General features: G+C 74.0%; 19 protein-coding genes. 8 read left to right on the top strand and 11 right to left on the bottom strand.

Annotated elements, in window-relative coordinates:
• Positions 1–67: 67 nt before the first annotated feature.
• Positions 68–982, bottom strand: coding sequence for a HipA family kinase (locus GTY84_RS30710; RefSeq protein ID WP_161229812.1), 915 nt, complete (start codon positions 980–982; stop codon positions 68–70).
• 727 nt (positions 983–1,709) lie between these two features.
• Complete coding sequence (locus GTY84_RS30705) at positions 1,710–2,705, bottom strand: LacI family DNA-binding transcriptional regulator (RefSeq protein ID WP_161229676.1); 996 nt, start codon at positions 2,703–2,705, stop codon at positions 1,710–1,712.
• Positions 2,706–2,784: 79 nt separating this feature from the next.
• On the opposite strand from GTY84_RS30705, the gene hisD reads away from it, so the two are divergent.
• On the top strand, positions 2,785–4,104 hold the full coding sequence (gene hisD / locus GTY84_RS30700; RefSeq protein ID WP_161229675.1) for a histidinol dehydrogenase: 1,320 nt from the start codon (positions 2,785–2,787) through the stop codon (positions 4,102–4,104).
• A 44-nt stretch (positions 4,105–4,148) separates the two neighbouring features.
• Complete coding sequence (locus tag GTY84_RS34370) at positions 4,149–4,622, top strand: thioesterase family protein (protein ID WP_345943577.1); 474 nt, start codon at positions 4,149–4,151, stop codon at positions 4,620–4,622.
• A gap of 124 nt (positions 4,623–4,746) precedes the next feature.
• Here the strand turns inward: GTY84_RS34370 and fabG are convergent, their stop codons facing one another.
• The 9 genes from fabG to GTY84_RS30650 form a co-directional block, all read right to left on the bottom strand.
• Positions 4,747–5,538: a 3-oxoacyl-ACP reductase FabG gene (fabG, locus tag GTY84_RS30690; RefSeq protein ID WP_161229674.1), complete on the bottom strand. Its 792-nt coding sequence runs from the start codon at positions 5,536–5,538 to the stop codon at positions 4,747–4,749.
• Positions 5,539–5,703: 165 nt separating this feature from the next.
• Positions 5,704–6,891, bottom strand: coding sequence for an acetyl-CoA C-acyltransferase (locus GTY84_RS30685; protein ID WP_161229673.1), 1,188 nt, complete (start codon positions 6,889–6,891; stop codon positions 5,704–5,706).
• A 289-nt stretch (positions 6,892–7,180) separates the two neighbouring features.
• Complete coding sequence (locus GTY84_RS30680) at positions 7,181–9,184, bottom strand: acetoacetate--CoA ligase (protein WP_345943576.1); 2,004 nt, start codon at positions 9,182–9,184, stop codon at positions 7,181–7,183.
• 736 nt (positions 9,185–9,920) lie between these two features.
• Positions 9,921–10,673: an SDR family oxidoreductase gene (locus GTY84_RS30675; RefSeq protein WP_161229672.1), complete on the bottom strand. Its 753-nt coding sequence runs from the start codon at positions 10,671–10,673 to the stop codon at positions 9,921–9,923.
• Positions 10,670–12,133, bottom strand: a complete 1,464-nt coding sequence (locus GTY84_RS30670; protein WP_161229671.1) for an aldehyde dehydrogenase family protein — start codon at positions 12,131–12,133, stop codon at positions 10,670–10,672. Before GTY84_RS30670 ends, GTY84_RS30675 begins: the two co-directional genes overlap by 4 nt.
• 63 nt (positions 12,134–12,196) lie before the next feature.
• Entirely contained in the window at positions 12,197–13,159 is a 963-nt protein-coding gene (locus tag GTY84_RS30665) for an amidohydrolase family protein (RefSeq protein WP_161229670.1), read from the bottom strand.
• 31 nt (positions 13,160–13,190) lie between these two features.
• On the bottom strand, positions 13,191–14,147 hold the full coding sequence (locus tag GTY84_RS30660) for an ABC transporter permease (protein ID WP_161229669.1): 957 nt from the start codon (positions 14,145–14,147) through the stop codon (positions 13,191–13,193).
• 117 nt (positions 14,148–14,264) lie between these two features.
• Positions 14,265–15,821, bottom strand: coding sequence for a sugar ABC transporter ATP-binding protein (locus tag GTY84_RS30655; RefSeq protein ID WP_202552221.1), 1,557 nt, complete (start codon positions 15,819–15,821; stop codon positions 14,265–14,267).
• The gene (locus GTY84_RS30650; RefSeq protein ID WP_161229668.1) at positions 15,731–17,008 is read right to left on the bottom strand and encodes a substrate-binding domain-containing protein; all 1,278 of its coding nucleotides are present in this window, start codon (positions 17,006–17,008) and stop codon (positions 15,731–15,733) included. The genes GTY84_RS30655 and GTY84_RS30650 overlap by 91 nt, the downstream gene beginning before the upstream one ends.
• 435 nt (positions 17,009–17,443) lie before the next feature.
• On the opposite strand from GTY84_RS30650, the gene GTY84_RS30645 reads away from it, so the two are divergent.
• The 6 genes from GTY84_RS30645 to GTY84_RS30620 all read left to right on the top strand — a co-directional run bounded on the left by GTY84_RS30645 (position 17,444) and on the right by GTY84_RS30620 (position 25,901).
• Positions 17,444–18,136 (top strand): GntR family transcriptional regulator, encoded by a 693-nt coding sequence (locus GTY84_RS30645; protein ID WP_161229667.1) that lies wholly within the window; start codon positions 17,444–17,446, stop codon positions 18,134–18,136.
• A gap of 866 nt (positions 18,137–19,002) precedes the next feature.
• Complete coding sequence (locus GTY84_RS30640; RefSeq protein ID WP_161229666.1) at positions 19,003–21,261, top strand: SpoIIE family protein phosphatase; 2,259 nt, start codon at positions 19,003–19,005, stop codon at positions 21,259–21,261.
• Positions 21,262–21,620: 359 nt separating this feature from the next.
• Entirely contained in the window at positions 21,621–22,454 is an 834-nt protein-coding gene (locus GTY84_RS30635) for a fumarylacetoacetate hydrolase family protein (protein WP_161229665.1), read from the top strand.
• A gap of 16 nt (positions 22,455–22,470) precedes the next feature.
• Entirely contained in the window at positions 22,471–23,397 is a 927-nt protein-coding gene (locus GTY84_RS30630; protein ID WP_161229664.1) for a VOC family protein, read from the top strand.
• A gap of 168 nt (positions 23,398–23,565) precedes the next feature.
• Complete coding sequence (locus GTY84_RS30625; protein WP_161229663.1) at positions 23,566–25,062, top strand: bifunctional 3-(3-hydroxy-phenyl)propionate/3-hydroxycinnamic acid hydroxylase; 1,497 nt, start codon at positions 23,566–23,568, stop codon at positions 25,060–25,062.
• On the top strand, positions 25,059–25,901 hold the full coding sequence (locus tag GTY84_RS30620; RefSeq protein ID WP_161229662.1) for an SMP-30/gluconolactonase/LRE family protein: 843 nt from the start codon (positions 25,059–25,061) through the stop codon (positions 25,899–25,901). Before GTY84_RS30625 ends, GTY84_RS30620 begins: the two co-directional genes overlap by 4 nt.
• Positions 25,902–26,381: the final 480 nt, after the last annotated feature.

Raw genomic sequence — 26,381 nt, 5'->3', positions numbered from 1 at the left:
CGGCCGCCGGGCCGCCCCTTCCGGGCCCTCCGGGCGACCAGGACCCCCGGCCGTCCGGCGGCCCCCGTCAGCCCAGGTGGGCCGACCAGTCCTGTTCGGCGGCCGGTTTGCCGTGCAGGTCGGGGACCTGCTTGAGCCAAACGGGGCGGCCCCGGCGGGTGCGGGCCGCGCGGGCGGCGTTCTCGGCGGCGACCTGTTCGCGGCTCGGGAAGTCGGTGGGCAGCCACGCCCCGGAGGCCCGCACCCGCGCGTGCAGATAGCGGACGTAGGCGTCGCGGACCTGGCCGGGGGTCACGAAGCCCGCCTCCAGGGTGAACCAGCCGTCGGGCACCCGTCCGGCCACGTCCCGCAGCAGTTCCTCGGTCACCTTCGGCGCCAGTTCCGCGTCGGCGGCCCGGACGTCGGGGGCGAAGTGGCCGAGGGCGTGGTGCCGGAAGTCGTACGCCTTCTCCGGGGCCGAGGTGTCCCAGCGGTGGTGGAAGACCAGGGCCGCGCCGTGGTCGATGAGCCACAGCAGCGGGGCGACGGTGCCCCGGGTGGGCCAGACCATCAGGTTGGAGCTGTGCACGGTGCGGTCGACGTTGGCCGTGAGGGCGTCCAGCCAGACGATCCGGCCCGCCTCGGCGGGGTCCACGGGGAAGGTCTCGGCGACCTCCGGGGTGAAGTCGGCGGCGCCCGAGAGGTAGTCCATGCCGAGGTTGAGCCCAGGGCTCGCGTCGAGCAGTTCCCGCACCTCCTGGTGCGGCTCGTGCGCGCCGAGCGCCGGATCGAAGTGCGCCAGCACCAGCCGGGGCACCCGCAGCCCGAGCGCCCGCGCCAGCTCCCCCACGATCACCTCCGCCACCAGCGCCTTGCGGCCCTGGGCGGAGCCGGTGAACTTGACGACGTACGTCCCGAGATCGTCCGCCTCGACGACCGCGGGGACCGAACCGCCCGACCGCAGGGGCGTGACGTAACGGGTCGCCACGACCTCTTCCAGCACTTCCCGGGCCACCCGTCTCCTCTCCTCGGCCCCACGGTCCACGGACGGCTTCTCCAGAACGCAGGGACGGACATCACCGGTCAACCGCTGGACGGAACCCGGAGGTAGCGCCGGAGAGCCGGCCTCCCCGGCCCCCAGCGGACCGCAGGCGGCGCCACGCCCTCGCCACCGGCTTCCGACACGAAGTGAACATGGTAACCGAGGGTGATCACCGGCGAGGAGCGTCCGGGCCGACGTGCCCCGGCACGACCGACCACCCGGCTTCCGGCACGACCGGGGATCGGGTGCGCCGGAACGGGCGGGAACGTACTTCGGCACCACCGGCCACCGCCCGGCTTCCACCCCTCGGCACATGGCGGGAGGGCGACGACTCCGGCGAGGACCGGGGAGGTGCCGAGCCGGTGCACCGACCTCGCGGGGCCGAGAGGCCGGGGGAGGCGCGGGACTTCCGGCCGATCGGAGTGGCCGGGCTCGCTGCGGTCCGCATCCGCTCCTCCGCTCGGCCGTACGCAGCCGACTCCTGGCTCCGGTCCTGCGCCAATGCCTCCGGGCCGCACGGCGACCGACGGTACCGCGAACCGCTCGATCCACGCCCGGCCAGGGTCCCGTCCGGCCAGTCCGGCCAACCCGAAGGCCTCGCACACCGCGGAGGCGGCCAACACCCCGGCCGCGTCGGAGGCTTCCAGAGGAATCACCCTGACGGTCCGAAGTCAGTACCGTCGGTGTCTCAGCTGCCGCGTCGACCGAGGGACTTGCGGATCACCAGTTCGGGGTCCAGGACCACTCGTCGGCGTGGCTGCTTCGGGTCCTCGATCCGGGACACCAGCAGTTCCGCCGCCCTCGTGGCCATTCCGGACAGATCGCACCGCACGGTGGTGAGCCCGAGGATCTCCCAGGACGCCACGGAGATGTCGTCGAACCCGACCACCGAGACGTCCTCCGGAATCCTCAGGCCGAGCCCGGACACGGCATTGCACGCGCCCACCGCGATCACGTCGTTGCCGCAGAACACCGCCGTCGGCGGGTCGGGGTGCCGAAACAGCGACACCATCGCCTCGTGGCCGGCCTCGAACGTGAACTCACCGTGGCGGACGAAGGCACGGTCGACGCGGATACCGGCCCCGGCGAGTGCCCGGCGGAACCCCGCCGCACGGTCCCGTCCGGTACTGGTGTTCGCCGGGCCCGCGATGTGGGCGATCCTCGTGTGCCCAGCGGCCAGGATGGCTTCGGCGACCGACATGGCCCCCTTCACGTTGTCCACCGCGCACGAGTCCACTGCCGCCGGCTCCACCTCACGGTTGAGCGTCACGACGGAGACCCCCCGGGCGGCCACGGCGCGTGGGAGATCCGACCGCAGACGGCAGTTGGTGAGCACCACACCGTCCAGTGAGCCGTCGACCAGCTCGTCGAAGGCCACCGGCGACTGCGGCGGGTCCGTCAGGAGGGCCATTCGGTAGCCGTGCGCGCGCAGTGCGTCGTGCAGTGGGTCGAGCAGGGAGAGGTAGAAGGGGTTGGCCAGTTCGGTGGCCAGCACCCCCACCCGGCGGGTGCGCCCGGTGGCGAGCTGATGGCCCCGCTGACTCGCCACATATCCCAGCCGCTCCGCCGTGGCTCGCACCCGGGCCTTGGTCTCCGCCGAGATCCGGTGACTGTCTCGCAGAGCACGGGACACGGTCGACTGCGAGACGCCGGCCTCCCGGGCCACGTCGTGACTGTTCACCATCGGCTGCTCTTCCTTCCGGGCATTGACGGACATACGTATGCGCAAAATAGTCGATGCCACACCACGAAAGGAACTCATCATGGCGATCCATCTCAAACAGGCAGCGCCGCAGAGATCTGCCACCGATGCCGGAACCGTGGGCGATGTCGTCGCGGACGTCATCGCCGACATCGCCGCGCGTGGCGACGACGCGGTGCGCGAGTATTCCGAGAAGTTCGACAAGTGGTCGCCCGCGAGCTTTCTGCTGGGCGACGAGGAGATCGAGAGGATCGTTTCCGGAGTCGACCCACAGGTCATCTCGGACATCAGGACCGTCCAAGGCAACGTCCGCGACTTCGCCACCCGCCAGCGTGAGTCGATCCTGGACTTCGAGGCCGAGACGATGCCCGGCGTGTTCCTCGGCCAGCGCAGCATCCCGGTCGGCGCGGCGGGAGCGTACGTCCCCGGCGGCCGCTACCCGCTGGTGGCATCGGCCCATATGACCGTGGTGACGGCCAAGGCCGCCGCCGTCCCTCGGGTTGCCGCCTGCACTCCGCCGATCCGGGGCGAGATCCCCTCCGCCACCATCGCCGCGATGCATCTGGCCGGAGCCGACGAGATCTATGTGCTGGGCGGGGTCCAGGCCGTGGCGGCGATGGCGCTCGGCACGCGGACCATCGCCGCGGTCGACCTTCTCACCGGTCCGGGCAATGCCTACGTCGCCGAGGCCAAGAGGCAGTTGTTCGGGCGGGTGGGCATTGACCTGTTCGCCGGACCGACCGAGATCCTGGTCATCGCCGACGCGTACGCGGACCCGTTCGTCGTGGCCGTGGACCTGCTCAGCCAGGCCGAGCACGGTCCGGACTCGCCCGCGGTGCTGGTCAGTTCCAGCGAGCGGGTGGCCCGCGAGGCGCTCGCGCACATCGAGCGCCTGCTGCCGTCCATGCCCACCCGGGACTTCGCCGGCCCGGCCTGGCGGGACCACGGCCAGGTCATCGTCACGGAGACCCTCGAGGAGGCATTCCGGGTCGCCGACTCCTTCGCCAGCGAGCACGTGGAAGTGCTGACCGCGGAGCCGCGCCGCGCGCTGGAGGAGATGCGGAACTACGGGGCGCTCTTCCTCGGGGAAGGAACCTGTGTCTCGTACGGCGACAAGGTGATCGGCACCAACCACACCCTGCCCACTCGGGGCGCCGCGCGCCACACCGGCGGGCTGTGGGTCGGAAAGTACCTGAAGACGGTCACCTACCAGGAAGTGACGAGCAGGCCGTCCAGCGCCGAACTCGGCCGGCTGTGCGGCAGGGCGGCGCGCGTGGAATCGTTCGAGGGCCACGCCCGTTCCGGCGACGTCCGCGCCGCCAAGTACGGGCGGGACCCCCTGACCTGGGCTCCCGACGCCTACCCGGCCACCCGGGGCTGAGACCGGACCGTCCGTCTGCCACCACCGCACCGAAGGAATCCGTCGTGACCATCCAGACACCACCCGCCGGGAGAGCCGCGGAGACCACCCCCGTGCCCGGGGACTTCCGCGTGCTGCGCCGCCTGGAGACCCGCTGGGCCGACAACGACGTGTACCAGCACGTCAACAACGTCGTCTACTACAACTGGTTCGACGACGCGGTCAACGGCTGGCTCATCGAGGCCACCCGCTTGGACATCCGCAAGCTGCCCGCCTTCGGCGTGGTCGCCGAGACGTCCTGCCGCTACCTGCGCGAGCTCTCCTTTCCCGACGTGGTGCACATCGGCCTCGGGCTGGAGCGCCACGGCCGCACCAGCGTCGTGTACCGCCTCGCGGTCTTCCGCGAGGCGGCCGACGGCAGCGTCGGGGAGGAGGCCCATGCCCTCGGCCGGTTCGTCCACGTGTACGTGGACACCGTGACCCGCCGCCCCGTGCCCGTTCCGGGCGCTGTCGGCGAAGCGCTGTCCCTGCTGCTCTGAGGCACGGACCGCCGCTGAACCCGATGAGATGATGCCGGAGGCTGCCCGGCCGGGAGCGGGCAGCGCCTCACGGCAGGGCGCGACGGGGCCGCGAGCGGTCCCGACCGCCCCCGGTGTCCCGGTGTCAGACGGTCGGGCCGCCCGCGACGTACAGCACCTGGCCGGAGACATAGCCCGCGGCCTCGCCGACGAAGAACGAGACCGCGTTGGCGATGTCCTCGGGCGCGCCCGGGCGCCCCACCGGGATGTCCTCGACGGACCGCGCGACGAAGTCGTCCCAGGACATGCCGAGCCGCCGCGCGGTGGCCCGGGTCATGTCGGTCGCGACGAGGCCGGGAGCGACCGCGTTGGCGGTGACGCCGAACCTGCCCAGCTCGATCGCGAGGGTCTTGGTGAACCCCTGGACGCCCGCCTTGGCGGCCGCGTAGTTGGCCTGCCCGCGGTTGCCCAGCGCGGAGGTCGACGACAGGTTCACGATCCGGCCGAAGCCGGCCTCGACCATGTGCTTCTGCACGGCCCTGGTCATGAGGAAGGCGCCCTTGAGGTGGACGCCGACCACCGCGTCCCAGTCCGCCTCGGACATCCTGAAGAGCAGGTCGTCACGGATGATGCCGGCGTTGTTGACCAGGACGGTCGGCGCGCCGAGTTCCCCGGTGATCCGCGCGACCGCGGCCTCGACCAGTTCCGCGTCGGTCACGTCGGCGCCCAGGGCGGTTGCACGGCCCCCGTCCGCGGTGATGGCGTCGGCCGTCCGCCGCGCCTCCCCCGCGTCCAGGTCGACCACGGCGACGGCGAGGCCGTCCCGTGCCAGGCGCCGGGCGGTGGCCGCGCCGATGCCGCGACCGGCTCCGGTGACGACCGCGACGCGGCCGCGGGGCTCCCGGTCGTGGGACTCGCGGTGGTGGGACTGGGGCATGGTGGAACCTTCCTTCGCTCAGTGGTGTTCCGGTCCGGCCGGGCGCTTCCCGGCACGGTGGGCGGGCCGCCCGGCGGGAGCCGGTTCGCGCGGCCGGCGGCGGTCCCGGGCGAACGGCGGCGGGACGGCAGGACGGCACAAGGTCGCGGACGGGGACCCGTCCCGTCAGCAGATCTCGAACAGGCCGGCGGCGCCCATGCCGCCGCCGACGCACATGGTCACCACCACGTACCGGGCCTTCCGGCGGCGCCCCTCCAGGAGCGCGTGCCCGACCAGCCGGGCGCCGGTCATGCCGTAGGGGTGGCCGATGGCGATGGCGCCGCCGTTGACGTTGTACTTGTCGGGGTCGATGCCGAGCCGGTCCCGGCAGTACACGGCCTGGGAGGCGAACGCCTCGTTCAGTTCCCACAGGTCGATGTCGTCCACGGTGAGCCCGTGCCGGGCGAGCAGCCGCGGGACGGCGAGGACCGGGCCGATGCCCATCTCGTCCGGTTCGCATCCGGCGACCGCGACGCCCCGGTACACCCCGAGCGGTTCGACCCCGCGCCGGGCGGCCTCCCCCGCTTCCATGAGGACGGCGGCGGACGCGCCGTCGGAGAGCTGCGAGGAGTTCCCGGCGGTGACCGAGGAGGTGTCGCCGTCGAACACCGTGCGCAGACCGCCGAGTCCGGCGAGGGTGGTGGAGGGGCGGTTCCCCTCGTCGGCGGCCAGGGTGAACGGGACGCTCACGGACGCGTCCGGGTCCTCGCCCGGCACCAGCCGGCTGCCCGAGAAGGGTGCGATCTCGGCGTCGAACAGTCCGGCCTCCTGGGCGCGGGCCGTGCGCCGCTGGGACTCCAGGGCGAACCGGTCCTGTGCCTCGCGGTCGACGCCGTAGCGGAGGGCGACGTTCTCGGCGGTGTCCAGCATGGGGATGTAGATGGAGCGCCCGTGCTCGGTCAGCCAGGGGTCGTGGGCGCGGTACGTGTTCCGGTGGGCGTTCTGCACCAGGGAGATCGACTCCACTCCGCCGCCGACGGTGACCGTCATGCCGTCGGCGGTGATCTGGTGGGCGGCGGTGGCTATCGCCATCAGTCCGGAGGAGCACTGCCGGTCCAGGGTCATACCGGGGACCGTGGGCGGCAGCCCCGCGCGCAGGGCCGCCTGACGGGCGACGTTCCCGCCGGTCGACCCCTCCTGCATCGCGCAGCCGAGGACGATGTCGTCGACCTCCTCGCCGCTGACACCGGCCCGTTCCAGGGCGCCGCCGATCGCGTGGGCGGCGAGCCGCTGCCCCTGGGTGTCGTTGAACGAGCCCCGGTACGCCTTGCCGATCGGCGTGCGGGCGGTCGACACGACCACTGCTTCCCTCATGCTTCTTCTCCTCTGTTCGCGGTCACCTGGGTGTGACCGGCCCGCGTGGGGCCCTCGGGTGTGCGGCGGGCACGGCGGCGCGTCCCGCCGGGCCCTCGGTGGTGTGCCCGGCGGCCGACCCGCCGGAGCGGCGGCGCTGCGCCGGGGGCGGGCCGCCGGGGCCGGGGAGGTGCGCACTCCCCCGGCCGGTCCGTCCGGCGGCGGGACCCCCGGGGCGCCCGGAGAACCGGGACCGCCGGGGGCGGGCCGGGAGCCGGGACCGCCGGGGGCCGGAAGGGCGCCGGAGTGCTCAGCGTCGCGTCCCCGTGTCGTGCGCGGCGGCACGCCGCTCGCGGTGGGCGGCGCCGAACGCGGCGTACCAGGCGATGAGTTCGGGCCGGTCGGTGCTGCCCGGGTCGAGCACGGCGGCCGGGTCGTCGCCGCGCAGCAGGCGTTTGACGGGGACTTCGAGCTTCTTGCCGGTGCGGGTGTGCGGGATGCCGGGGGCGGCGACGATCTCGTCCGGGACGTGCCGGGACGAGGCCCGGCGCCGGATGGCGCTCCGGATCCGGTCCCGCAGCGCGTCGTCGAGGCCGGTTCCGTCCGCGGTGGTGACGAACAGCGGCATCCAGTAGTCGCCGTCGTCGAACTCGACCCCGACGACGAGGGCCTCGGTGATCTCGTCGAGTTCCTCCACCGGACCGTAGATGTCACCGCTGCCCATGCGCACGCCGCGGCGGTTCAGGGTCGCGTCGGACCGGCCGTGGAGGACCACCGAACCCCGGTCGGTGACGGTGATCCAGTCGCCGTGCCGCCACACGCCCGGGAACATGCCGAAGTAGGCGGCCCGGTACCGGGAACCGTCCGGGTCGTTCCAGAACCCCACCGGCATCGAGGGCATCGGCCGGAGCACGACCAGTTCGCCGACCTCGCCCCGGAGCGGCCGTCCGTCCGGACCGAACGCGTCCACCGCCACGCCGAGGCAGGGGGCGGACAGTTCACCGGCCCGGACGGGGGTGTTGGGTGCCGCGCCGAGGAAGGCGGTGGCGACGTCGGTGCCGCCGCTGGTGGTCACCACCTGTACGCCGGGCCCCAGTTCACCGGCGACCCAGCGCTGGAGGTCGGCCGGGAAGGCCGAGCCGGTGACGCCCAGTCGCGCCGGCGTCCCCTTCCCGTCCCCGGCGAGGCCGACGCCGGCCTTGCGGCAGGTCGCCAGGTAGCCGGGGCTGGTGCCCAGGACGGAGACGTCGAGCCGCTCGGCCAGCCGCCAGAGCGCGTCGGCGCCGGGGTGGGTGGGGCTGCCGTCGTAGCAGACGATCGTGGCGCCCAGCAGCAGGTTGCCCACCAGGAAGTTCCACATCATCCAGCTCGGCGTGGTGTACCAGAGGACGCGGTCGCCCGCGCGCAGGTCCAGGTGGAGGGCCGAGTGCTTGAGGTGTTCGAGCACGATGCCGCCGTGTCCGTGCACGATCCCCTTGGGCGGCCCGGTCGTGCCGGACGAGAACAGGACCCACAGCGGATGGTCGAACGGCACCTCGACGGGGGCGAGCGGGGCGTCCCCGGTGACGAGGGACGACCAGGCGACCGCGCCGGGGACAGGGGCCGGGTCGCCCACGGCGACGGTCGCGGCCAGGGTCGGCAGCGCCTCGCGCAGGGCCCGGACGTCGGCGGACCGGTCGACCGGCCGCCCGCCGTACCGGGACGTGGTCGCGGTGATCAGCACGGTCGGTTCGAGCTGGGCGAACCGCGCCGCGGCAGCCGAGGCGACGTAGTCCAGTCCGCAGACCGCCCAGACCGCTCCCAGACCGGCCGTGGCCAGGAACGCCGTGACGGCCTCGACGCCGTTGGGCAGATAGCCCACCACCCGGTCGCCGGAGCGGACGCCGAGCCGGGTCAGCGCCTCCGCCAACGAGGCCACCTGGCGGCGCAGTTCGCCCCAGGTGACCTCGACGGGTTCGGTGTCCTCGGCCACCGCGACGACGGCGACGTCCGCGTCCGCCCGGTCCCGGAACACCTCGGCGGTGTAGTTGAGGGTGCTGCCGGGGAACCACACGCTGCCCGGCATGGTCCCGTCCGCCAGGGCCGGCGCGCCCGCCGGGCGTTCCGGCAGCCCGAAGTAGTCCCACAGCGCGGCCCAGAAGCCGTCGGCGTCCTGCGTCGACCACTCCCACAGCGGGTGGTAGCCGCCGGTCACGTCCCGGCCCGTCCGCCGCCCGGCGAACCGGGCGAAGTCGGTGATCCGGGCGCGTTCGACGGTCCGCGCGGAGGGGGTCCAGTCCGCGGGCCCCCCGGCCACCGGATGCCCCGCGGTCACCGGGCGCTCCCCGGGCCCGCCGCACCGGGCATCCCGGCCGTTGCGCCCGCCCGGGCGGCGGGCGCCCCGCCCCGCGTCGTACCGACGGTGTACGTCCTCATGTGCTCACCTTCTGTGTCAGCGTCTTGCCTGCCGGGACCCGGTGATCCGGTCCGGCGGCCCCGTCGGCGAACGGGGCGGGGGCCCGGGAGGGCGGACGGCCGCCGGGACCGCGCCGGTCCGGGACCGGCCGCTCCGGCTCAGCCGGTCCGCGGGTGCCGATCGCACGATCCCTCCGGCTCACGGCCGGGCACCGTGGGCGCCGCCCACGACGCCGGCCGTCCTCGCGGCCGGACGGGACGGGGAGGCGGAGGGCCGGGCGCGGGCGGTGCCCGCGACGGCCGCGGGGGCCTCCCCGGCGGCCGGACATCCCCCCGTACCGTGCCGCCTCCCCTGGCCCGCCGTCTCCGTCCGGCGCCCCGCCCGTCCCTCCTTCGCCGAGTGAACCCCAGTCATCTCGACAAGTCAATGAAATCTCGATATTTCACTTACTTGCCGAGAGGATGCCCCCTGTTGAGAAGGACCCGCCGGGCACCCTCCGGTGCGTCGGGAGCGGCACGGGAGGGCGCGGCACGGGCGGGCGCGGCACGGCCCCTCCCCCGGCGCGCCCGACACCACCGCCTCGGCCCGCACGGGGCACGATGTCGTGCGGCGCCGTGCGGCGGGACAGGCACGACGCGGGCCCGCCGGGCCGGTGTCAGAGCCTCACCCAGCCGCCGTCCGCCACGATGGTCTGCCCCGTGACGAAGGAGGAGTCGTCCCCGGTGAGGAAGCAGACGGTGCCGACGATGTCCGCCGCGACCCCCACCCGCTTGATGGCCTGCATCTCGGCCGACAGCCGCAGGTTCTCCTCCGTGATGCTCTGCACGCCGCCCGGAGTGCGCGAGGCGGTGGGCGCGACGGCGTTGACGGTGATCCCGTAGGGGGCGAGATCGCTGGCGAGGCCGCGGGTGAGGCCGACGACGCCGCCCTTGCTCGCGATGTACGAGGTGAGGTGCGACGCCGCGAGCCCCAGCGTGTTCGACGCCAGGTTCACGATGCGGCCCCAGCCGTTGTCCCGCATGACCCCGGCGAAGGTCCTGGCCATGAGGAACTGCGAGTCGAGGTTGACGGACTGGACCCGCTTCCACGTCTCGAAGTCGGTGTCGAAGAAGTCCCGGACCACGATGATCCCGGCGTTGTTCACCAGGATGTCGGCACGGCCGTGGTGGTCCAGGATCCGCCGCCCGGCGGCCTCCACAGAGGCCGGGTCGGAGACGTCGGCCCGGTACGCGCGCGCCCGGCCGCCCGCCGCCTCGATCCCGGCCACCGTCTCGGACGCGTCGGCGAGGTCCACCACGGCGATCTCCGCCCCGCGCCGGGCCAGTTCACCCGCGATCGCCCGGCCGAAACCCCGGGCGCCGCCCGTGACGACCGCGACCCTGCCGGAGTGCGAACCCCCGGCGCTCATCCGGCCAGCCCCTCGACGGCCTGCCAGCGCGGCACCGGGACACCGCCGCTGGGGATGCGCAGCAGTCTCGTGTACCCGTACTCGTCGAGGGTCCGCAGCGTGTGCTCACGGCCGTATCCGCTCGCCTTGACGCCGCCGAACGGGCTGCCGATCAGGGCTCGGTTGTAGTTGTTGACCAGGGTCATGCCGACCTCCAGCCGGGAGCAGATCGCCATCGCCCGGGAGACGTCCCGCGAGAACACCCCGGCGATCAGCCCGAACTCGGTGTCGTTCGCGATGTCGACGGCCTCCTCGTCGTCCTCGAAGCGGAGCACCGCGGTGACCGGCCCGAAGATCTCCTCCCGCGCGACGCGCATGTCGCGCGTCACCCCGTCGAACACGGTCGGCGCCACCCAGTAGCCGCCCGCGTACGCGGGATCGTCGGGGAGCGGGGCCCGCGCGGTGATCTCCGCGCCCTCGGCCGTGCCGGCCGCGATGTGGTCCAGGACCCGCTGCCGATGGGCCGCCGTGATCAGCGGGCCGACGTGGGTTCCCGGCAGGGATCCGGGCCCGACCACCAGACTGCTCGTCGCGGCGTTGAACGCCGCCATGAACTCCGCGTGCACGGAGCTGTGCACCAGGATCCAGGACGCCGCGGTGCACGCCTCCCCCTGGTTGAAGAACGCCCCCTCGACGGCCCAGGCGACGGCGGAGGGCAGATCGGCGTCCTCGCACACGATCAGGCAGTTCTTGCCGCCCAGTTCCATCAGGGTGGGGGTGTGCCGCGCGGCGGCGGCCCTGATGACGTCCCGGCCCGCGCCGGGCGATCCGGTGAACGCGACCTTGCCGATGCCGGGGTGGCCGGCCAGGTGCCGCCCCTGCTCCACGCCCCCGTGCACCACGGCGACGACCTCGTCGGGCAGCACCTCGGCGACGAGCGCGCAGATCCTGGTCGGGGTCAGCGGCGCCTGCTCGCCCGGCTTGAGGACCACGGCGTTCCCGACCGCGAGCGCCGGAGCCAGCTTGCCCGCCGTGTGGATCGGCGGCCAGTTGAACGGGATGATCGCGCCCACCACCCCGTAGGGCACCAGGGCGGTGGTGTCGAGCGAGAACGGGGTCGACCGTGCCTGCCCGTGCTCGGCGCTGATCGCGCCCGCGAAGAAGTCGAACAGGCCGATGCACGCGAACACGTCCCCCCGGGCCTGGTCGAGGGGTTTGCCGTTCTCGCGGGTCTCCAGCCGGGTCAGTTCGTCGACGTGCGCGCGCAGGTGGTCGGCCACGGCGCGCAGCGCGGCGGCCCGTTCCATCGGCGGCCGGGCGGCCCAGACGGCCTGCGCCCGGGCCGCCGCGGCGACCGCCGCGTCGATCTCCGCCGTGCTGTGGGGCCGGACGCGGACGATCTCGCCGCCGTCGGCCGGGTCGTGCACCGCGAACGGTTCGAGGTCACTGCCGCTCGCCCAGGGGTGTTCGTGGAGTTCCATCGGTTTCCGCCTCTCTGAAGCTTCGGCGGGCGCACGGACCGGCGCCCGCCTGCGGTCGGCCCGTCAGATACCCAGCACACGCCGGGCGTTGAGATGGGCGATCTTCTCCTTGTCCTCCGCCGAGAGGCGGGCGTTCTCGACCGAGGCCACCGCCGCGGCGGTCTCCTCGTACGGGTAGTCGATCGAGAACATCACCGCGTCGGCGCCGACGGTCAGTACGGCGGCCTCGACGGCCTCGGGTGCCAGTACCCCGCTCGTGGTGAGGAGGATGTTGCTGCCGATGTACTCCGACGGCATCCGCTCCAGCGGCTTCTCGACCTCCAGCGTGCGGTAGCGCGAGTCGAGCCGGGAGCGCTGGAACGGCAGGAACTCGCCGAGGTGGCCGAGGATCAGGGTGGCGTCCGGATGCCGGTCGAACACCCCGGAGTAGACCAGGCGCATGGCGTGGCCGCCCGTCTCGGCCTGCCAGCTCCAACTGGCGCCGTACATCTCCGGCCGCCCGCGCAGCACGTCCCACTCCTGGGTGGGCAGCGAGCCGGGGTGGAGGTACAGGGGCACGCCGAGTTCCTCCAGCGCGCTCCAGAACTCCTCGTACGCGGGGTCGTCCAGGTACCGGCCCTGGGTGTGGTCGTTGACGAGGGCGCCGCGGAAGCCGAGCCGCTCGACCGAGCGCCGGAGTTCGGCCACGGCGGCGTCTGGGTCCTGCATGGGCAGCGCGGCGAAGCCGAGGAACCGGTCGGGACGGCGTCCCACCACCTCGGCGAGGAAGTCGTTGGCGAACACGGCGTTGCCGACGGCGGCCCCGGTGTCCGTGTCCGCCTGGATGCCGGGGACGGTCAGTGACAGGACCTGGATGTCGATGCCGTGGGCGTCCATCTCGGGGAGGCGGTGCTCCTCGAAGTCGACCAGCCGGGCCGCGCACATCCGGGCGTACGTGTCGGTGACCCGGATCCGCATCTCGGACGCGGGCTGACGCGACGCCAGCTCCGGTATCGCAAAGGCCTCTTCGAGCGCGATGTAGGTCAACGCGGTCTCCTTGGGGTTCGTGCCGGGAAGGTCAGGTGGACGCGGTGCGGCGGCGCACTACGGTGGCGACCGAGACGGCGATGATGAGGGCGGCGCCGTAGAAGACGTTCTCGATCCAGCCGGTGTACCCCAGCATCTGCAGGCCGAGGATGCCGGTCGCCAGGAAGTAGATGGCCACGAGCGTCCCGATGGGGTTGAAGCGTCCGGGCCGGATGACGGCGGTGCCCAGGAAGGTCGAGGCGAAGGCGGGCAGCAGATAGGCCGGGGAGGCGGTCGAGTCGAAGCCTCCGACCGAGGCGACCAGCAGTACGCCGCCCAGTCCGGCCAGGGTGCTGCCGACGGTGAACGCCCCGATCCTGATGCGGTTCACCGCCACTCCCGCCAGCCGTGCCACCTCCCGGTTCGCGCCGACGAAGGTCATGTGCCGGCCCAGCGGGGTGAAGGCGAGGACGTATCCGACGGCCAGGGCCAGGACGAGCCCGTAGTAGAAGCTCACCGGCAGCCCGGCGATCTCGTACAGCGCGATCCGGCCGAACTCCCGGGACAGGCCCGACACCGTGGTCTGGTGCGAGACCAGTGACGCGATGCCGAGCATGAGGGTCGAGCTGCCGAGGGTGACGATGAGCGCCTGCACCCCGACCTTCACCACCAGGAGCCCGTTGATCAGGCCCATGAGGGAGGAGCACAGCACGGCGGCGACGCACGCCAGGGCGAGGTTCCAGCCGTGCAGGACGGAGAGGACCGGCACGAGGGTGGCCGAGAGGCCGAGCGCGGAGGCGATGGAGAGGTCGAACTCGCCCACCACGAAGGTCATCATCGCCGCGAGGGTCAGGAACACCAGCGCCTGCTGGGAGGCGAAGACGCTCCGGAACGTCGAGACCTGGAGGAAGGTGCCCGGCAGCAGCACGGCGTACAGGCCGCACATGAGGACCCAGATGCCGACGATCGCGTAACGGCTGGAGAAGCGGCGCCAGTTGACATCGCGCACGGCGGTCCGGGTCGGGGGCCCGGGCGGTGCGGGGGCGGATGCCCCGTGCCCCGCCGCGCGGGTCCTGGAGGGTGCGGCCGTGGTGCCGGCCGGTTCGTTGAGCGGGGGCATGGTCGGTCAGTCCTTCCGAACGGAGAGCGCGAGCCGGCCGGAGTAGACGGCATCGACCACGGCCTCCTCGGTGGGTGCGGTGATCTCGGCGCGGATCCGGCCGTCGCGGAACACCAGGACGCGGTCGCACACGGCGGCCAGGTCCGCGGGCTGGATGGAGGCGACGACGACGGCGACGCCGCGTTCGGCGGTCCCCGAGATCGCGCCCAGGATGTCCTCCCGGGCGCCGACGTCGACCGCCTGGCTGGGCTCGTGCAGCACCAGCAGCCGGGGGCGGCCCGCGAGCCACTTCCCCAGCATCACCTTCTGCTGGTTGCCGCCGCTGAGCTGCCCGACAGGCACATCGGCGCGGCGGGGCCGGACGTCGAGGTCCGCGAGCACCGCGGCGGTCTCGGCGCGCTGCCAGTCCCGGCCGATGCGCCAGGCCGACCCCCGGCGCCGTACCCGGGGCAGGGTGATGTTCTCGCCGACCGGGAGCGTCAGCGCGAGACCGTCGTCGATCCGGTGCTCCGGCACCAGGGCGATTCCGGCCGCGATGCAGCGCGCGCTGCCGGCCGCGGTCAGGTCGAGGCCGTCCGCCCCGATCCGGACCCTTCCGGCCCGTGCCCTGCGGGCACCCGTCAGCAGATAGGGCAGCTCGTCCCAGCCCGCGCCCGCCACCCCGGTGACGCCGAGGACCTCACCGGGGCGGACCTCCAGGTCGACGCCGTTGACCACCCTGCCGGTCAGGCCACGGACGGTAACCGGCTCGCCGGGCGGCGCCGGGGCCTTCCTGCGGTGGACGCGCTGCTCCACCGTCCGGCCGAGCATCCGCCGGGCGATCTCCTGCTCGGTGGTGTCCGCGGTCGTCAGGGTGCCGTCGACGACCGCGCCGTCCCGCAGCACGGTGACCCGGTCGGTGACCTGCATGACCTCTTCGAGGTTGTGCGAGATCATCAGGGCCGCCCCGCCCAGGGCGACCACGCCCCGCAGGGTGCGGTAGAAGTCCTCCAGCCCGTCCTTGGGCAGGGCCCGGGTCGACTCGTCCAGGACGATGACGCCGCGGCCCTCGCGCTGGTTGCGCAGCGCGCGGGCGATGGCGACGATCGAGCGTTCCGCCGGGCCGAGTTCGGCGACGGGCGCGCGGGGGTCGATCGACGTCGCCTGGAGCCGGGCCAGCAGGTCGGCGGCCAGCCGCTCCTCGGCCCGCCAGTCCACGCGGCGGGTCCACCGCGCGGCCAGGAAGCTCCCTATCGCGATGTTCTCCGCGACGGACTTCTCGTTCACCAGGCCGAAGTCCTGGTGGACGATGGCGATTCCGGCCTCGCGGAGATGGCGCTGCTTGGCCGGTGACCCGATGGTGTGCCCGTCGGCCCTCAACCGGCTGCCCCGGTCCGGCACGTGGTAGCCGGCCAGCAGCTTGACCAGGGTGGACTTCCCCGAGCCGTTCTGGCCGACGAGGCCGTGCACCTCGCCGCGCCGGACCGTGAGGTTCACGTCGCGCAGGGCCTTGACCCGCCCGAAGGACTTGGAGAGCCCGATGAGTTCGAGCGGTGCGGGCGCCGCGGTCGCCGCGCGCCCCACAGTCCGGTGAAGATGTCCTGGTAGGCGGCCGGGTCACCGAACCACCGCCCGCTCGCCTCGTCCTTCGGGTTGAGGGCCAGGCCGTCGACGGTGTCCTTGGTGAACGCCCGGGCCAGTACGGGGTAGGTCGCGGGCGGCTGCTCGCCGGCGAGCATGCGCAGCGTGGCGTCGGCCATCGTCCAGCCGAGGTACGGCGGATTGACGCCGACGACGGCGAGCAGCCGGTCGTCCGACTTCAGCTGCTGCACCGTGGCCAGGGTGGCGCCGGTGGTGGCGATCTTCACGTCGCGGGTCCGTCCGACCGACTGGAGCCCGGTGACCACGGCGGACAGATAGGTGTCGTACTCCGGGACGACGTGGGTGATCGACGGATCGGTCAGGAGCGCGCTGCTCACCAGCGAGGGCACGTCCTTCATGGTGCTGAGGCCGACCTCCTTGACGGCCACCCGGCAGTCGGGGCACGCCTTCCGGAAGTGCTCGACCGCCCGGTCGGCGGCCCGCCGGGTGCTGGCGCTGTCCATGACCTTGAGGAAGAGGACGCGGGCCGCGCCGTCCGAGTCGGCGATCACGGCGTCCGCCAGGCCGTCCATGATGGTGAAGCCGTGGGCGTCGGGGTCGCCGAAGGCGAAGGCCGCCGACTGCCGGACGCCCTCCGGGGCCGCCGTACCGGCGACGTACACGGGGATGCCGCTGGCGCGCACCTTCTCGAACGTGGTCGGAACGAGTTCGTAGGGGACGTAGTCCGTGATGACCGCCGCCGGCTTCTGGGCGACCGCCTGGTCCAGGCAGGCGCTGATTCCGGACGGCGTGCCCTGGCCGTCGCAGCTGTGCAGCCGGACCCCGACCCGCTCGAAGGCGGTGGTCAGGTTCTTCTGCACGAGCGGGAAGTGGCCGACCTTGAGCGCGATGGGGACGTAGAAGACCGTCTTGCCCGCCGCCGCGCGGGTGTCGACCGGCGGACCGGGCTTCGGCAGGGAGTCGACCGGCTTCATGAGGCCGGCCAGCGCCGTCCGGGCGGTGGTCCCGGCCGGCGACCCGGCCTTCCGCTCCCCGGACCCGGAGGCGGCCTCCGGGGAGCCGCAGCCCGCGGCGCCGAGGAGGACGGCGCCCGCGAGCAGGGCTCCGGCGAGCCGCCGCCCGCTTCTCCGCGGGGGTGGCGCCGTGCTGCCGGTGCGTGATGTGTTCATACGAGTTCCCTGTACTGTGCGTGATCGACTGCTCGCGGGGCGTTCCGGAGAGCAGGGGGTGTCCGCGGGCCGCGTCGTGGGCGAGGGGTGCTGGTTGCGCGGAGGGCGTCCCGCGCCGGGAGGGCGTTCCGGTTCCCGGCCCGTGCGGCGCGCGACCGGCCCGCGGTCACCGCCGCCCGGCGCGCCCGCTCGCGGGATCCCCGCACGTCCGGGAGGACGGCGGCGGCCGGGTCCGGCCCGGGCGCCGGTGGGTGCGGCGTCCGCCACGGGTTCCCGGTGCCCGGGCACGGCCGGGGCCGACCGTGCCGTCACTGTCGTGACGCCTCCGCTCCCGGCCCCGGATGCGTTGTGGCCCGAGTGAACCCCACCACTCTCGACGAGTCAACGAAATCTCAACATTTAACTCAACTGGCGGGGACCGGTAGGATCCACGACATGACCACACCTCGAAGCACGACCCGCGCCGAGGACGCCTACCAGCAACTGCGCGCGGACATCCTGAACGGCCGGCACGAACCCGGATCGCGGCTGCGGGTGGAGGTCCTCAAGGAGCGCTACGGCGTCAGCAGCGGCGTCCTGCGGGAGGCGCTGCCGCGGCTGGTGGGCCAGGGCCTGGCCACGTTCGCGCCCCAGCAGGGCTTCCGGGTGGTGGCCGTCTCCCCGGAGCACCTCCGCGACCTGACCGAGGCCCGTGTGGTCATCGAGACGCACGTCGTCCGGGAGTCGATGGCCCACGGCAGCATCGAGTGGGAGTCGGACCTGCTCGCGGCCCACCACAACCTGGCCCGCACCTCCTACACCGACAGCACGGGGGAGATCAACGAGCGCTGGCTGAGCGCCCACGCCCGCTTCCACGGGACGCTCCTGGCGGGGTGCCCCAACCGGCGGCTCCAGGCCGTCGCCACGCAACTGCGGGAGTCGGCGGAGGTCTACCGCTGCTGGGCCCCCGCGACGGCCACCGGGCACAGCCACCGCGACGTGGCGGCGGAGCACCGGCTCCTCTGCGACCGCGCCATCGCCCGCGACGTGCCGGGCACGGTCGAGGCCCTCACCGAGCACATCGAACTCACCAGCCTCCTGCTGCTGGAGGGCCACCGCCAGGAGACGGACGGCGGCACGGCCCCGTAGTCCGTCCGACCCCCTCCGGTCCCGTCCGGCCCCCTCCGGTCTCCTCCGTTCCCGTCCGGCTCCCTCCGGTGCCGTCCGCCGGGCGGGCCACGGCACGCGTCGCCGGACGGAGCCCGGCGCTCGCCGCGGACCGCCCGGCCGGAGCAGACCGCCCCGGGCCCGACCACCGTCGGCCCGGCCGGACCCGGTCACCACGCGGTTCTGCCGCCGCGCACGGCCCCGCCGCGCCACCGCCCCGGGGCCGTGCGCGGAACGACGGCTCGGCGGCGGTCCCCCCGCCCCTTCGGCTCCCGGCTTCCGGCTCACCGCATTCGGGTCCCGGCTTCCGGGTCCCCGCTCCCCGGCTCCCGCCTCCCCGCACTCGGGTCCCGGCTTCCGGCTTCCGACCTCCGGATCCCAGCTTTCGGCTCCCGCTGCGTGTCCGACGCGACCGGGAACTTCGCGTCCGGCCGCGCTCCCCGCGCGCGAGGGGACCCGCCCCTGGCCCCCGGGGAGGCCCGCCCCATCGGCACACCGCAGGCACCACCCCCGCCTCCCCGAACGGGCGCACCGTCCCACCCGGCCCCGCCCACCGGGTCGCCCCCGGCGGCCGCGCCCTCGTGGGCACTCCGCCCGCGCTCCCCGCGCGGTTTGCCGCCGGAGCCATCGGGCGTAGCTTGGAAGCCGAGGCGAAATCGACCGCCCGTGAGGGACGCGCCGAGATCGCCGTGGGCCGTGGAGCGCGGGCGGCATCCCCGCACGCGAGGTCTCCGGCCGGCACGGCGGTCCCGGCACAAGGGCCCCGAAGGCCCGGTGGGGCCGAAGTCCCGCCCCGGGACGGAGAGCCCGGTGACGGGGCGCGCCCCCGAGGCAGGCACGGAGGGATCATGACGGAGTTCCATGGGGGGAACGGCGTCACGCCGAGCCCCGCCACGGTGCTGCACGGTCCCTCGCGGCTGGCCGCGGTGGACGCCGTCCGCGCGATCGACGACCGGACCGGCGCCGCCTTCACCCGCTCCGCGGAACTGGCCGCCCGGCTGCTGGGCACCGGCATGGCACTGATCAGCCTGGCCGGGATCGACCGGCAGTTCGTCCGGGGCGGGACCGGCGCGGCCGTACCGCGGAGCGGCGAGCAGCGCGGGCTCGACTGGGCCTTCTGCTCCGAGGTGGTGGCGTCGGGCAGGCCACTGGTCATCGACGACCTCCGGGACACCTCCGGGGGCCGGGCCGACGGCGCGGTCGCCGACACCGGAATGCGCGCCTACCTGGGGGTGCCCCTGCTCCTCGGCGGCCTGCCCGTGGGGGCGCTGTGCGTCCTCGACACCGGGCCGCGGTCCTGGGACCCGGGGCAGCGGCACGCGCTGGAGCAGTTGGGCGAGTCGGTCATGAGCGAGATCGGGCTGCGCCTGGACGCGGCCGAGAGCGACCGGCTGCACGCGCGGACCGCGGCCACCGCGGCCGTCGAACGCCAGCGGTCCCAGCAGTTGCGGGACCTGGCCCGGGCCAGTCTGCGCATCAACGCCACGCCCTCGCTGGACCACGCCCTCCAGACGGTCACCGAGGAGGCCAGGAGGCTGGTGGGCACCCACCAGTCGATCACCAGCATGACCAGGGACCTCCGCTGGGGCCAGGCGATCAACGCGGTCTCCCTGTCGGACAAGTACGCCGCGTACCGCTCCTTCGACGCACCGCCGGTCGGCAAGGGGATCTACGTCCTGGTGTGCCGGGAGAACCGGCCGATGCGGATGACCCAGGACGAGCTGGAGGCCCACCCGGCCTGGCGGGGATTCGGGGAGTACGCCAGCCGCCACCCCCCGATGCGCGGCTGGCTGGCCGTGCCGCTGATCACCTCCGACGGCCGCAGCCTGGGGCTGGTCCAGCTCTCCGACAAGGAGGACGGCGGCGAGTTCACGGCCGACGACGAGGCGATCCTCGTCCAGCTCGCCCAACTGGCCTCCGCGAGCATCGAGAAGGCCGCCGCGCTGGAGAGCCAGTACGAGATCGCCCGCACCCTGCAGAGCAGTCTGCTGCCGCAGCGGCTGCCCGAGCAGTCGGCGGTGTCGGCCGCCTCCCGGTACCTCCCCGCGACGCCCCGCGCCGGCGTGGGCGGCGACTGGTTCGACGTGATCGCGCTCTCCGGCGCCCGGGTGGCGCTGGTCGTCGGGGACGTGGTCGGACACGGCATCCACGCCGCGGCCACGATGGGCAGGCTGCGTACGGCGGTGCGCACCCTGGCCGACGTCGACCCCACCCCCGAGGAACTGCTCACCCGGCTGGACGACCTGGTCAGCCGCCCGCCCTCGGAGTCGGACACGGACACCGACGACCGCCTGGGCCTGGAGGGCGAGGCCGCCCTCGGGGCCACCTGCCTGTACGCGGTGTACGACCCGGTGGCGGGGCGGTGCGCCCTGGCCTGCGCCGGGCATCCGGTGCCGGTCGTCGTCTCCCCGGACGGTCACACCGGTCTCCTCGACGTGCCCGTCGGGCCGCCGCTCGGCGTCGGGGGCGTGCCGTTCGAGACGGCGGAGGTGGACGTGCCGGAGGGCAGCCTGCTCGCCTTCTACACCGACGGCCTGGTGGAGTCCCGCAGCCGGGACCTGGACGCGGGGACGGAGGAGCTGCGCCGGATACTGGCCGTCCCCGGCGAGTCGCTGGAGACCCTGTGCGACGACGTGGTCCGGGCGCTGCTGCCGGAGCCCCCGGCCGATGACGCCGCGCTGCTGCTGGTGCGTCCGCACAGCCTGGACCGGGCGCGGGTCGCCACCTGGGACATCGGCGCCGACCCGGCCGAGGTGGCCCGGGTCCGGGCCCGCGTCGCCCGCAGGCTGGCGGCGTGGGGCCTGGACGAGATCGGCTTCGTGACCGAGCTGGTGGTGAGCGAGCTGATCACCAACGCCATCCGGTACGGGCTGCCTCCCCTCCAACTGCGGCTCATCCACGACCGGACGGTCATCTGCGAGGTCTCCGACACCAGCGGCACCGCCCCGCACCTGCGCCGGGCCACCGCCCTCGACGAGGGCGGGCGCGGACTGATGCTGGTCGCGCGGCTCACCCAGCGCTGGGGCACCCGCCAGGCCGGGGAGGGCAAGACCATCTGGTGCGAGCAGGCCCTGCCCCCGACGGGACCGCCGCCCGGGTCCCGGTAGCCGCCGGCCGCGCCCCGGTGCCCCCGGCGACCGGCCGTCGGCGGCTCCGGTGGCCGGTTCCGGCGGCCTCCACGGTCACGCGCCCGCCGTTCCGCGGTGGCGCGCTCCCTGCGTACGGGGCCGGGTGCCGCCCGCCGGGCCCGCCGCACTCCCGCACCGGGCCGGGTGCCCCCTCCGGAACCTCCGCGCGGCAGCGGCGGCGCACCGTCCCGGCCCCGGGTCGCGGGTGGCGGCCGTCCCGGCATGGACACCTCCTCGTATCGCGGTCGCCGGAAAATCTCGAAATTTCATTGACTTTGCGAGAGTTGCGGAGTTCACTCTGGTCATCGCCGTTCACCCAAGAGGCAGGACCACGAACCATGAAGACGACGACGCGGTCGGGCAGGATGTGCCTGGTGACCGGGGGCGCAGTGATCGATGTCGAACGGGCCAGCGCCGGCCGGTTCCCGGCCGACCCGCTCGCGGTGTTCGAGCGCTGGACGGAGTTCACGGACTGGGCCGCCGGGGTCCGCACGGGTCCCCCGGCGCCGGAGGGACCGGCCGAGGCGCCGGTCCCCGAGCCTCGCCAGGTGTTCGCCATCGGGCTCAACTACCGTGACCACGCGGCCGAGGCCGGTCTGACGCTCCCCGAGTCCCCGCCGACCTTCACCAAGTTCATGACCTCGATCACCGGACCGGACACCGAGCTGACGCTGCCCAGCGAGTTCGTCGACTGGGAGGCCGAGCTGGTGGTGGTGATCGGCCGCCGCGCCGACCGGGTCTCCGCCCAGGACGCCTGGGACCACGTGGCCGGGCTGACCGTCGGCCAGGACTACTCGGAGCGGGTGGTGCAGGGCGCGGGCCCCGTCCCCCAGTTCTCGCTCGGCAAGTCGTTCCCCGGCTTCTCCCCGACCGGGCCGGTGCTGGTGACGGTGGACGAGTTCGACGACCCCGACGACCTGGCCGTCGAGTGCCTGATCAACGGCGAGAGCGTGCAGAAGTCCCGCACCTCGGCCATGGTGTTCCCGGTGCCCGAGCTGATCGCCCGGCTCTCGGCGGTCTGCCCGCTGCTGCCCGGGGACCTGATCTTCACCGGCACCCCGGCCGGCGTCGGACACGCGCGCACGCCCCGGCGCTACCTCCGCCCGGGGGACGACGTCGTCACACGGGTGGAAGGCATCGGGCAACTCCACCAGACCTGCGTGGCGGGCTGAGGGCAAGGAGCAGGGCATGGCATTGCACAGGCTGCAGTCACTCACCGTCGGAGTGCCGGACGTGGCCGGGACCGCCGGCTACTACGCCGACTTCGGGCTCCGCCAGGTCGCGCCCGGGAGGTTCGCCACCGTCCACGGCGGCGAGCAGTTCTTCCTCGCGCACTCCCCCGTCCGCCGGCTGCTGGCGATGTCCGTGGCCGCCGACGACCCCGACGACCTCGCCCGGATCGCCGCCCGGCTGACGCGGCTGGGCCTCCCGTCCCAGTTGGCCGGCACGACCCTGCGGACCCGGGAACCGGTCGCCGACATCCTCGTCGAGGTCGTGGTCGCCGAGCGGCTGGTGATCGAGCCGCATCCGCCGACCCCGTACAACGGGCCGGGCCGGATCGAGCGGCCCGGCACCCGGGCGCCGGTGCTGTCGCGGACCGGCCCGGTCCGGCCGCTCGCGCTCGGCCATGTGGTCATCGGGTCCGTGGAGCAGGAGTCCACCCAGCGGTTCTTCACCGAGGGCATCGGGTTCCGGGTGAGCGACGTGGTGCCGGGCACGGCCGCGTTCCTGCGGTGCTCCACCGACCACCACAACGTCCTGGTGCAGCAGGCCCCGCTCAACTTCCTGCACCACACCTCCTGGCAGGTGGCCGACGTGGACGAGGTCGGCCGGGGCGCGACCGGCATGCTCGCCGAGCACCCCGAGCGCCATGTGTGGGGCCTCGGACGGCACCACATCGGGTCCAACTTCTTCTGGTACCTCAAGGACCCGGCCGGCAACTTCTCCGAGTACTACGCCGACATGGACTGCATCGTCGACGACCAGCTCTGGACCCCCCGCTCCTTCGAGGGCGTCGACTCCCTCTACTCCTGGGGTCCCCCGCCCCCGCCGTCCTTCATCCACCCCGAGGACCTGGCGTCCCTGATGACCGGCGCGCACACCGAGAAGGGCTGACCGGCCCCCGGTGGCGGTGCGCCGCCGACGCCCGTCCCGCCCGCCCCGCCCGCCGCCGTGGACGCGAGCCGTCCACCCCGCGGCGGCGGACGACCCTCACCAGACCTGGCCGGACACCCCGCGGCGCGGGACGCGCCCCGGCCGGCCGACACCATGAGAGAGCGCAACATGGACACCTACGACGTCGCCGTCATCGGCTGCGGCCCGGTCGGGCTCGCCCTGGCACGACTGCTGAGCTTGAAGGGGCTCCGGGTAGCCGCCATCGACCCGAACCGCATCGCCTGCCAGCACCCCCGGGCGACCCATCTCGACGACGAGACCATGCGCATCCTGCAGACTCTCGGTGCCGCCGACATCGAGCCGCGGTTCCTGCGCCAGTCGGGCTGGACACTGCACGGCCCGGACGGCGAGCCGTTCCTCTCACTGGCCATGCCGGAGGAGGAGTCGGACCAGGGCTGGCGCACCGACTACCAGTTCCACCAGCCCGACTTCGAGTCCCGGCTGCGCGGTCTGCTGGCCGCCGATCCGAACGTGGACCTCTGGTTCGGCTGGACGGTCAAGGCGGTCGACCAGGACGAGGACACCGCCCGGCTGGAGGTCCTGGACGGAGCGACCGGCCGCCGCGCCACCGTGCGGGCCGCCTACGCGGTCGGCGCGGACGGCGCCAACTCCTTCCTCCGCCGGGCGATGGGCGCGGAGGTGGAGGACCTGGACGGCACCCAGCGCTCGCTGATCATCGACGTCCACCCGTTCGAGCACCCGGACACCCTGCCCACGTCCACCGGCTTCATCCTGTGCGAGGGGCGGCGGCCGGTGACCTATGTGCCGATCTTCCCGCCCATGCTCCGGTTCGAGTTCATGCTCCTCGACCAGGACGACGCCGCTGAGCTGGAACGGCCCCAGTCCGTCTACGAGCTGCTGAGCCGCTGGCTGGAGCCGGGCAGCTACCGCATCATGCGCACCGACACCTACGAGTGGCACGCCCGGCTGGTCAGGGGCTGGCGCTCGGGCAGGCTGCTGCTCGCCGGGGACGCGGCGCACGAGATGCCGCCCATGCTGGGACAGGGCATGTGCTCGGGGCTGCGCGACGCGGCCAACCTGGCGTGGAAGCTCGCCTCCGTCGTCCGCGGCACCAGCACCGACGCCCTCCTCGACACCTACGAGAGCGAACGCGGCCCGCATGTCCGTCCGTTCATCGTGGAGTCGGCCCGGCAGTCCAACCTCATCGAGGCGTTCGGCACGGGGGCGGTCCAGGCGGAGCCGGGGGGCTCGAAGGTGATCGAGCGCTTCCGGCCGCCGCTGGGGCCGGGCCTGGTCGAGCGCCCGGAGGGGGCGGTCGCGCGGCTGAGCCCCCAGCCCCGGGCCGGGAGCGGGGAGCGGGCCTGGTCGGACGACGTCACCGGGTACAACTTCACCGTCGTCGGCCCCTCCTCGGTGCTGTCGGCGGTCGCCCCGGAGGTGGCGGACACCTGGCGGCGGCTCGGCGCGGCGGTCGTCGGCGACCCCGGCCCCGCCGTCGACGCGTGGCTCGCGGAGAACTCGGCCGTCGCGGCGATCGTCCGCCCGGACCGGTACGCCTACGCGCTGGCCGGGGACACGGCCGCGCTGGCGCGGGCGACCGGGGAACTGGCCCACGCCGTGCTGACCGGGGAGGCGACGGCATGAGGACCTACGCCACCGGCATGACCTGGGGCGAGGGGCCGCGCTGGCACGACGGCGCCCTCTGGCTCTCCGACACCCAGGGCGGGAGGCTCTGGAGCGACCGGAGCGGCTCCTGGACCGCGACCGACGTCGAGTCGGTGCCGAACGGGCTGTGGTTCCTCCCGGACGGCAGGCTCGTCGCCGCGATGATGCACGAGAAGCGGATCGGGGTCTGGACGGGGGAACGCTTCGCCACCCACGCGGACCTGGACGGACTCGCCACCGGCCCGCTCGGCGACCTCGTCGGCGACCGGCACGGCAACCTCTACGTCGACGACGTCGGCTTCGCCGCGCACGCGGGCGAGCCGCCCCGGCCCGGCCGGCTGCTGCGGATCGCGGCGGACGGCTCGGCCGACGTCGCCGCCGAGGGCATCGAGTTCCCCAACGGTCTCGCCCTGATCGACGACGGGAGGACCCTGGTCGTCGCCGAGACGACCGCCCAGCGGCTGACGGCCTTCACCGTCGGGGCCGACGGCCGCCTGGGCGACCGGCGCGAGTACGCCGACATCGCCGCGCTGGTCGGCGCCTCGGCGCGACCGGACGGGATCTGGGCCACCCCGGACGGGATCTGGGTGGCCACCACCTCGGGCCACGCCGTCGCCCTGGTCCGGGACGGCCGGCTCCTCGCCCGGGTCGACACCGGGCAGGGGTTCCCCATCGCCTGCTGCGCCGACGGAGCCGGGCGGCTGCTCGTCACCCTCGCCGACACCGGCGGACGCCCGCTGGGCGAGGCCCTCGCGGACAGGCGCGTCAGCACCAGCGTGGTACTGATCGACCCGTCCGAGGCGCACCGCACGACCTGACCCGGAGGCCCGCCCGGTCGACGACGGCCCCTCGGCGGCCGAGCCCCTCGCGGGCCGGCCGCCGAGGGGCTCGGGCGTGACCGGCGCCGGCCTCCGCGACCGGGGTGAAGAGCAGTCCCCGGTTCCCGGGCAGGCGCCGCGCGGCGGACGTGAGACGGCGGCGGACGACCGCCCATGCGTCCGGGCGGCCCTCCGCCCCGTCCGCCGGGACAGCGCGCAGACACGCGTCGACACCCTCGGCGGGGTCGTCCCCGTCGGACCCCGGCCGCGCCCAAGCCCCGGCACCGGCGGCAGGGGAGGGAGTCACCGTCCCGCCCCGGCCGCCGCGTCCAACAGGTGGAGGAGACGCCCACCAGTCCGGCGGACCGGCACGAAGCCCCTCCGCGGTGAACTCCCGCTCCCCGTCCTCCCGGACCGGCGCCGACGTCCCGGCCGAAGCGGCGACCGGCTCCCGGCCGTGCCGCCCCTTCGCCTGGTCGC

The sequence above is a fragment of the Streptomyces sp. SID8352 genome (assembly GCF_009862265.1).
In the GTDB taxonomy this organism is placed as follows: domain Bacteria; phylum Actinomycetota; class Actinomycetes; order Streptomycetales; family Streptomycetaceae; genus Streptomyces.
This window is presented reverse-complemented; position numbering and strand designations above follow the sequence as displayed.

Excerpts from the sequence above, each read along its gene's own strand:
- GTY84_RS30670 (WP_161229671.1), bottom strand. The coding sequence starts at position 12,133 with ATGGAACTCCACGAACACCCCTGGGCGAGCGGCAGTGACCTCGAACCG.
- fabG (WP_161229674.1), bottom strand. The coding sequence starts at position 5,538 with ATGCCCCAGTCCCACCACCGCGAGTCCCACGACCGGGAGCCCCGCGGC.
- GTY84_RS30650 (WP_161229668.1), bottom strand. The coding sequence starts at position 17,008 with ATGAACACATCACGCACCGGCAGCACGGCGCCACCCCCGCGGAGAAGC.
- GTY84_RS30625 (WP_161229663.1), top strand. The coding sequence starts at position 23,566 with ATGGACACCTACGACGTCGCCGTCATCGGCTGCGGCCCGGTCGGGCTC.
- GTY84_RS30705 (WP_161229676.1), bottom strand. The coding sequence starts at position 2,705 with ATGGTGAACAGTCACGACGTGGCCCGGGAGGCCGGCGTCTCGCAGTCG.
- GTY84_RS30675 (WP_161229672.1), bottom strand. The coding sequence starts at position 10,673 with ATGAGCGCCGGGGGTTCGCACTCCGGCAGGGTCGCGGTCGTCACGGGC.
- GTY84_RS30620 (WP_161229662.1), top strand. The coding sequence starts at position 25,059 with ATGAGGACCTACGCCACCGGCATGACCTGGGGCGAGGGGCCGCGCTGG.
- GTY84_RS30635 (WP_161229665.1), top strand. The coding sequence starts at position 21,621 with ATGAAGACGACGACGCGGTCGGGCAGGATGTGCCTGGTGACCGGGGGC.
- GTY84_RS30685 (WP_161229673.1), bottom strand. The coding sequence starts at position 6,891 with ATGAGGGAAGCAGTGGTCGTGTCGACCGCCCGCACGCCGATCGGCAAG.
- GTY84_RS30645 (WP_161229667.1), top strand. The coding sequence starts at position 17,444 with ATGACCACACCTCGAAGCACGACCCGCGCCGAGGACGCCTACCAGCAA.
- GTY84_RS30630 (WP_161229664.1), top strand. The coding sequence starts at position 22,471 with ATGGCATTGCACAGGCTGCAGTCACTCACCGTCGGAGTGCCGGACGTG.
- GTY84_RS30640 (WP_161229666.1), top strand. The coding sequence starts at position 19,003 with ATGACGGAGTTCCATGGGGGGAACGGCGTCACGCCGAGCCCCGCCACG.
- hisD (WP_161229675.1), top strand. The coding sequence starts at position 2,785 with ATGGCGATCCATCTCAAACAGGCAGCGCCGCAGAGATCTGCCACCGAT.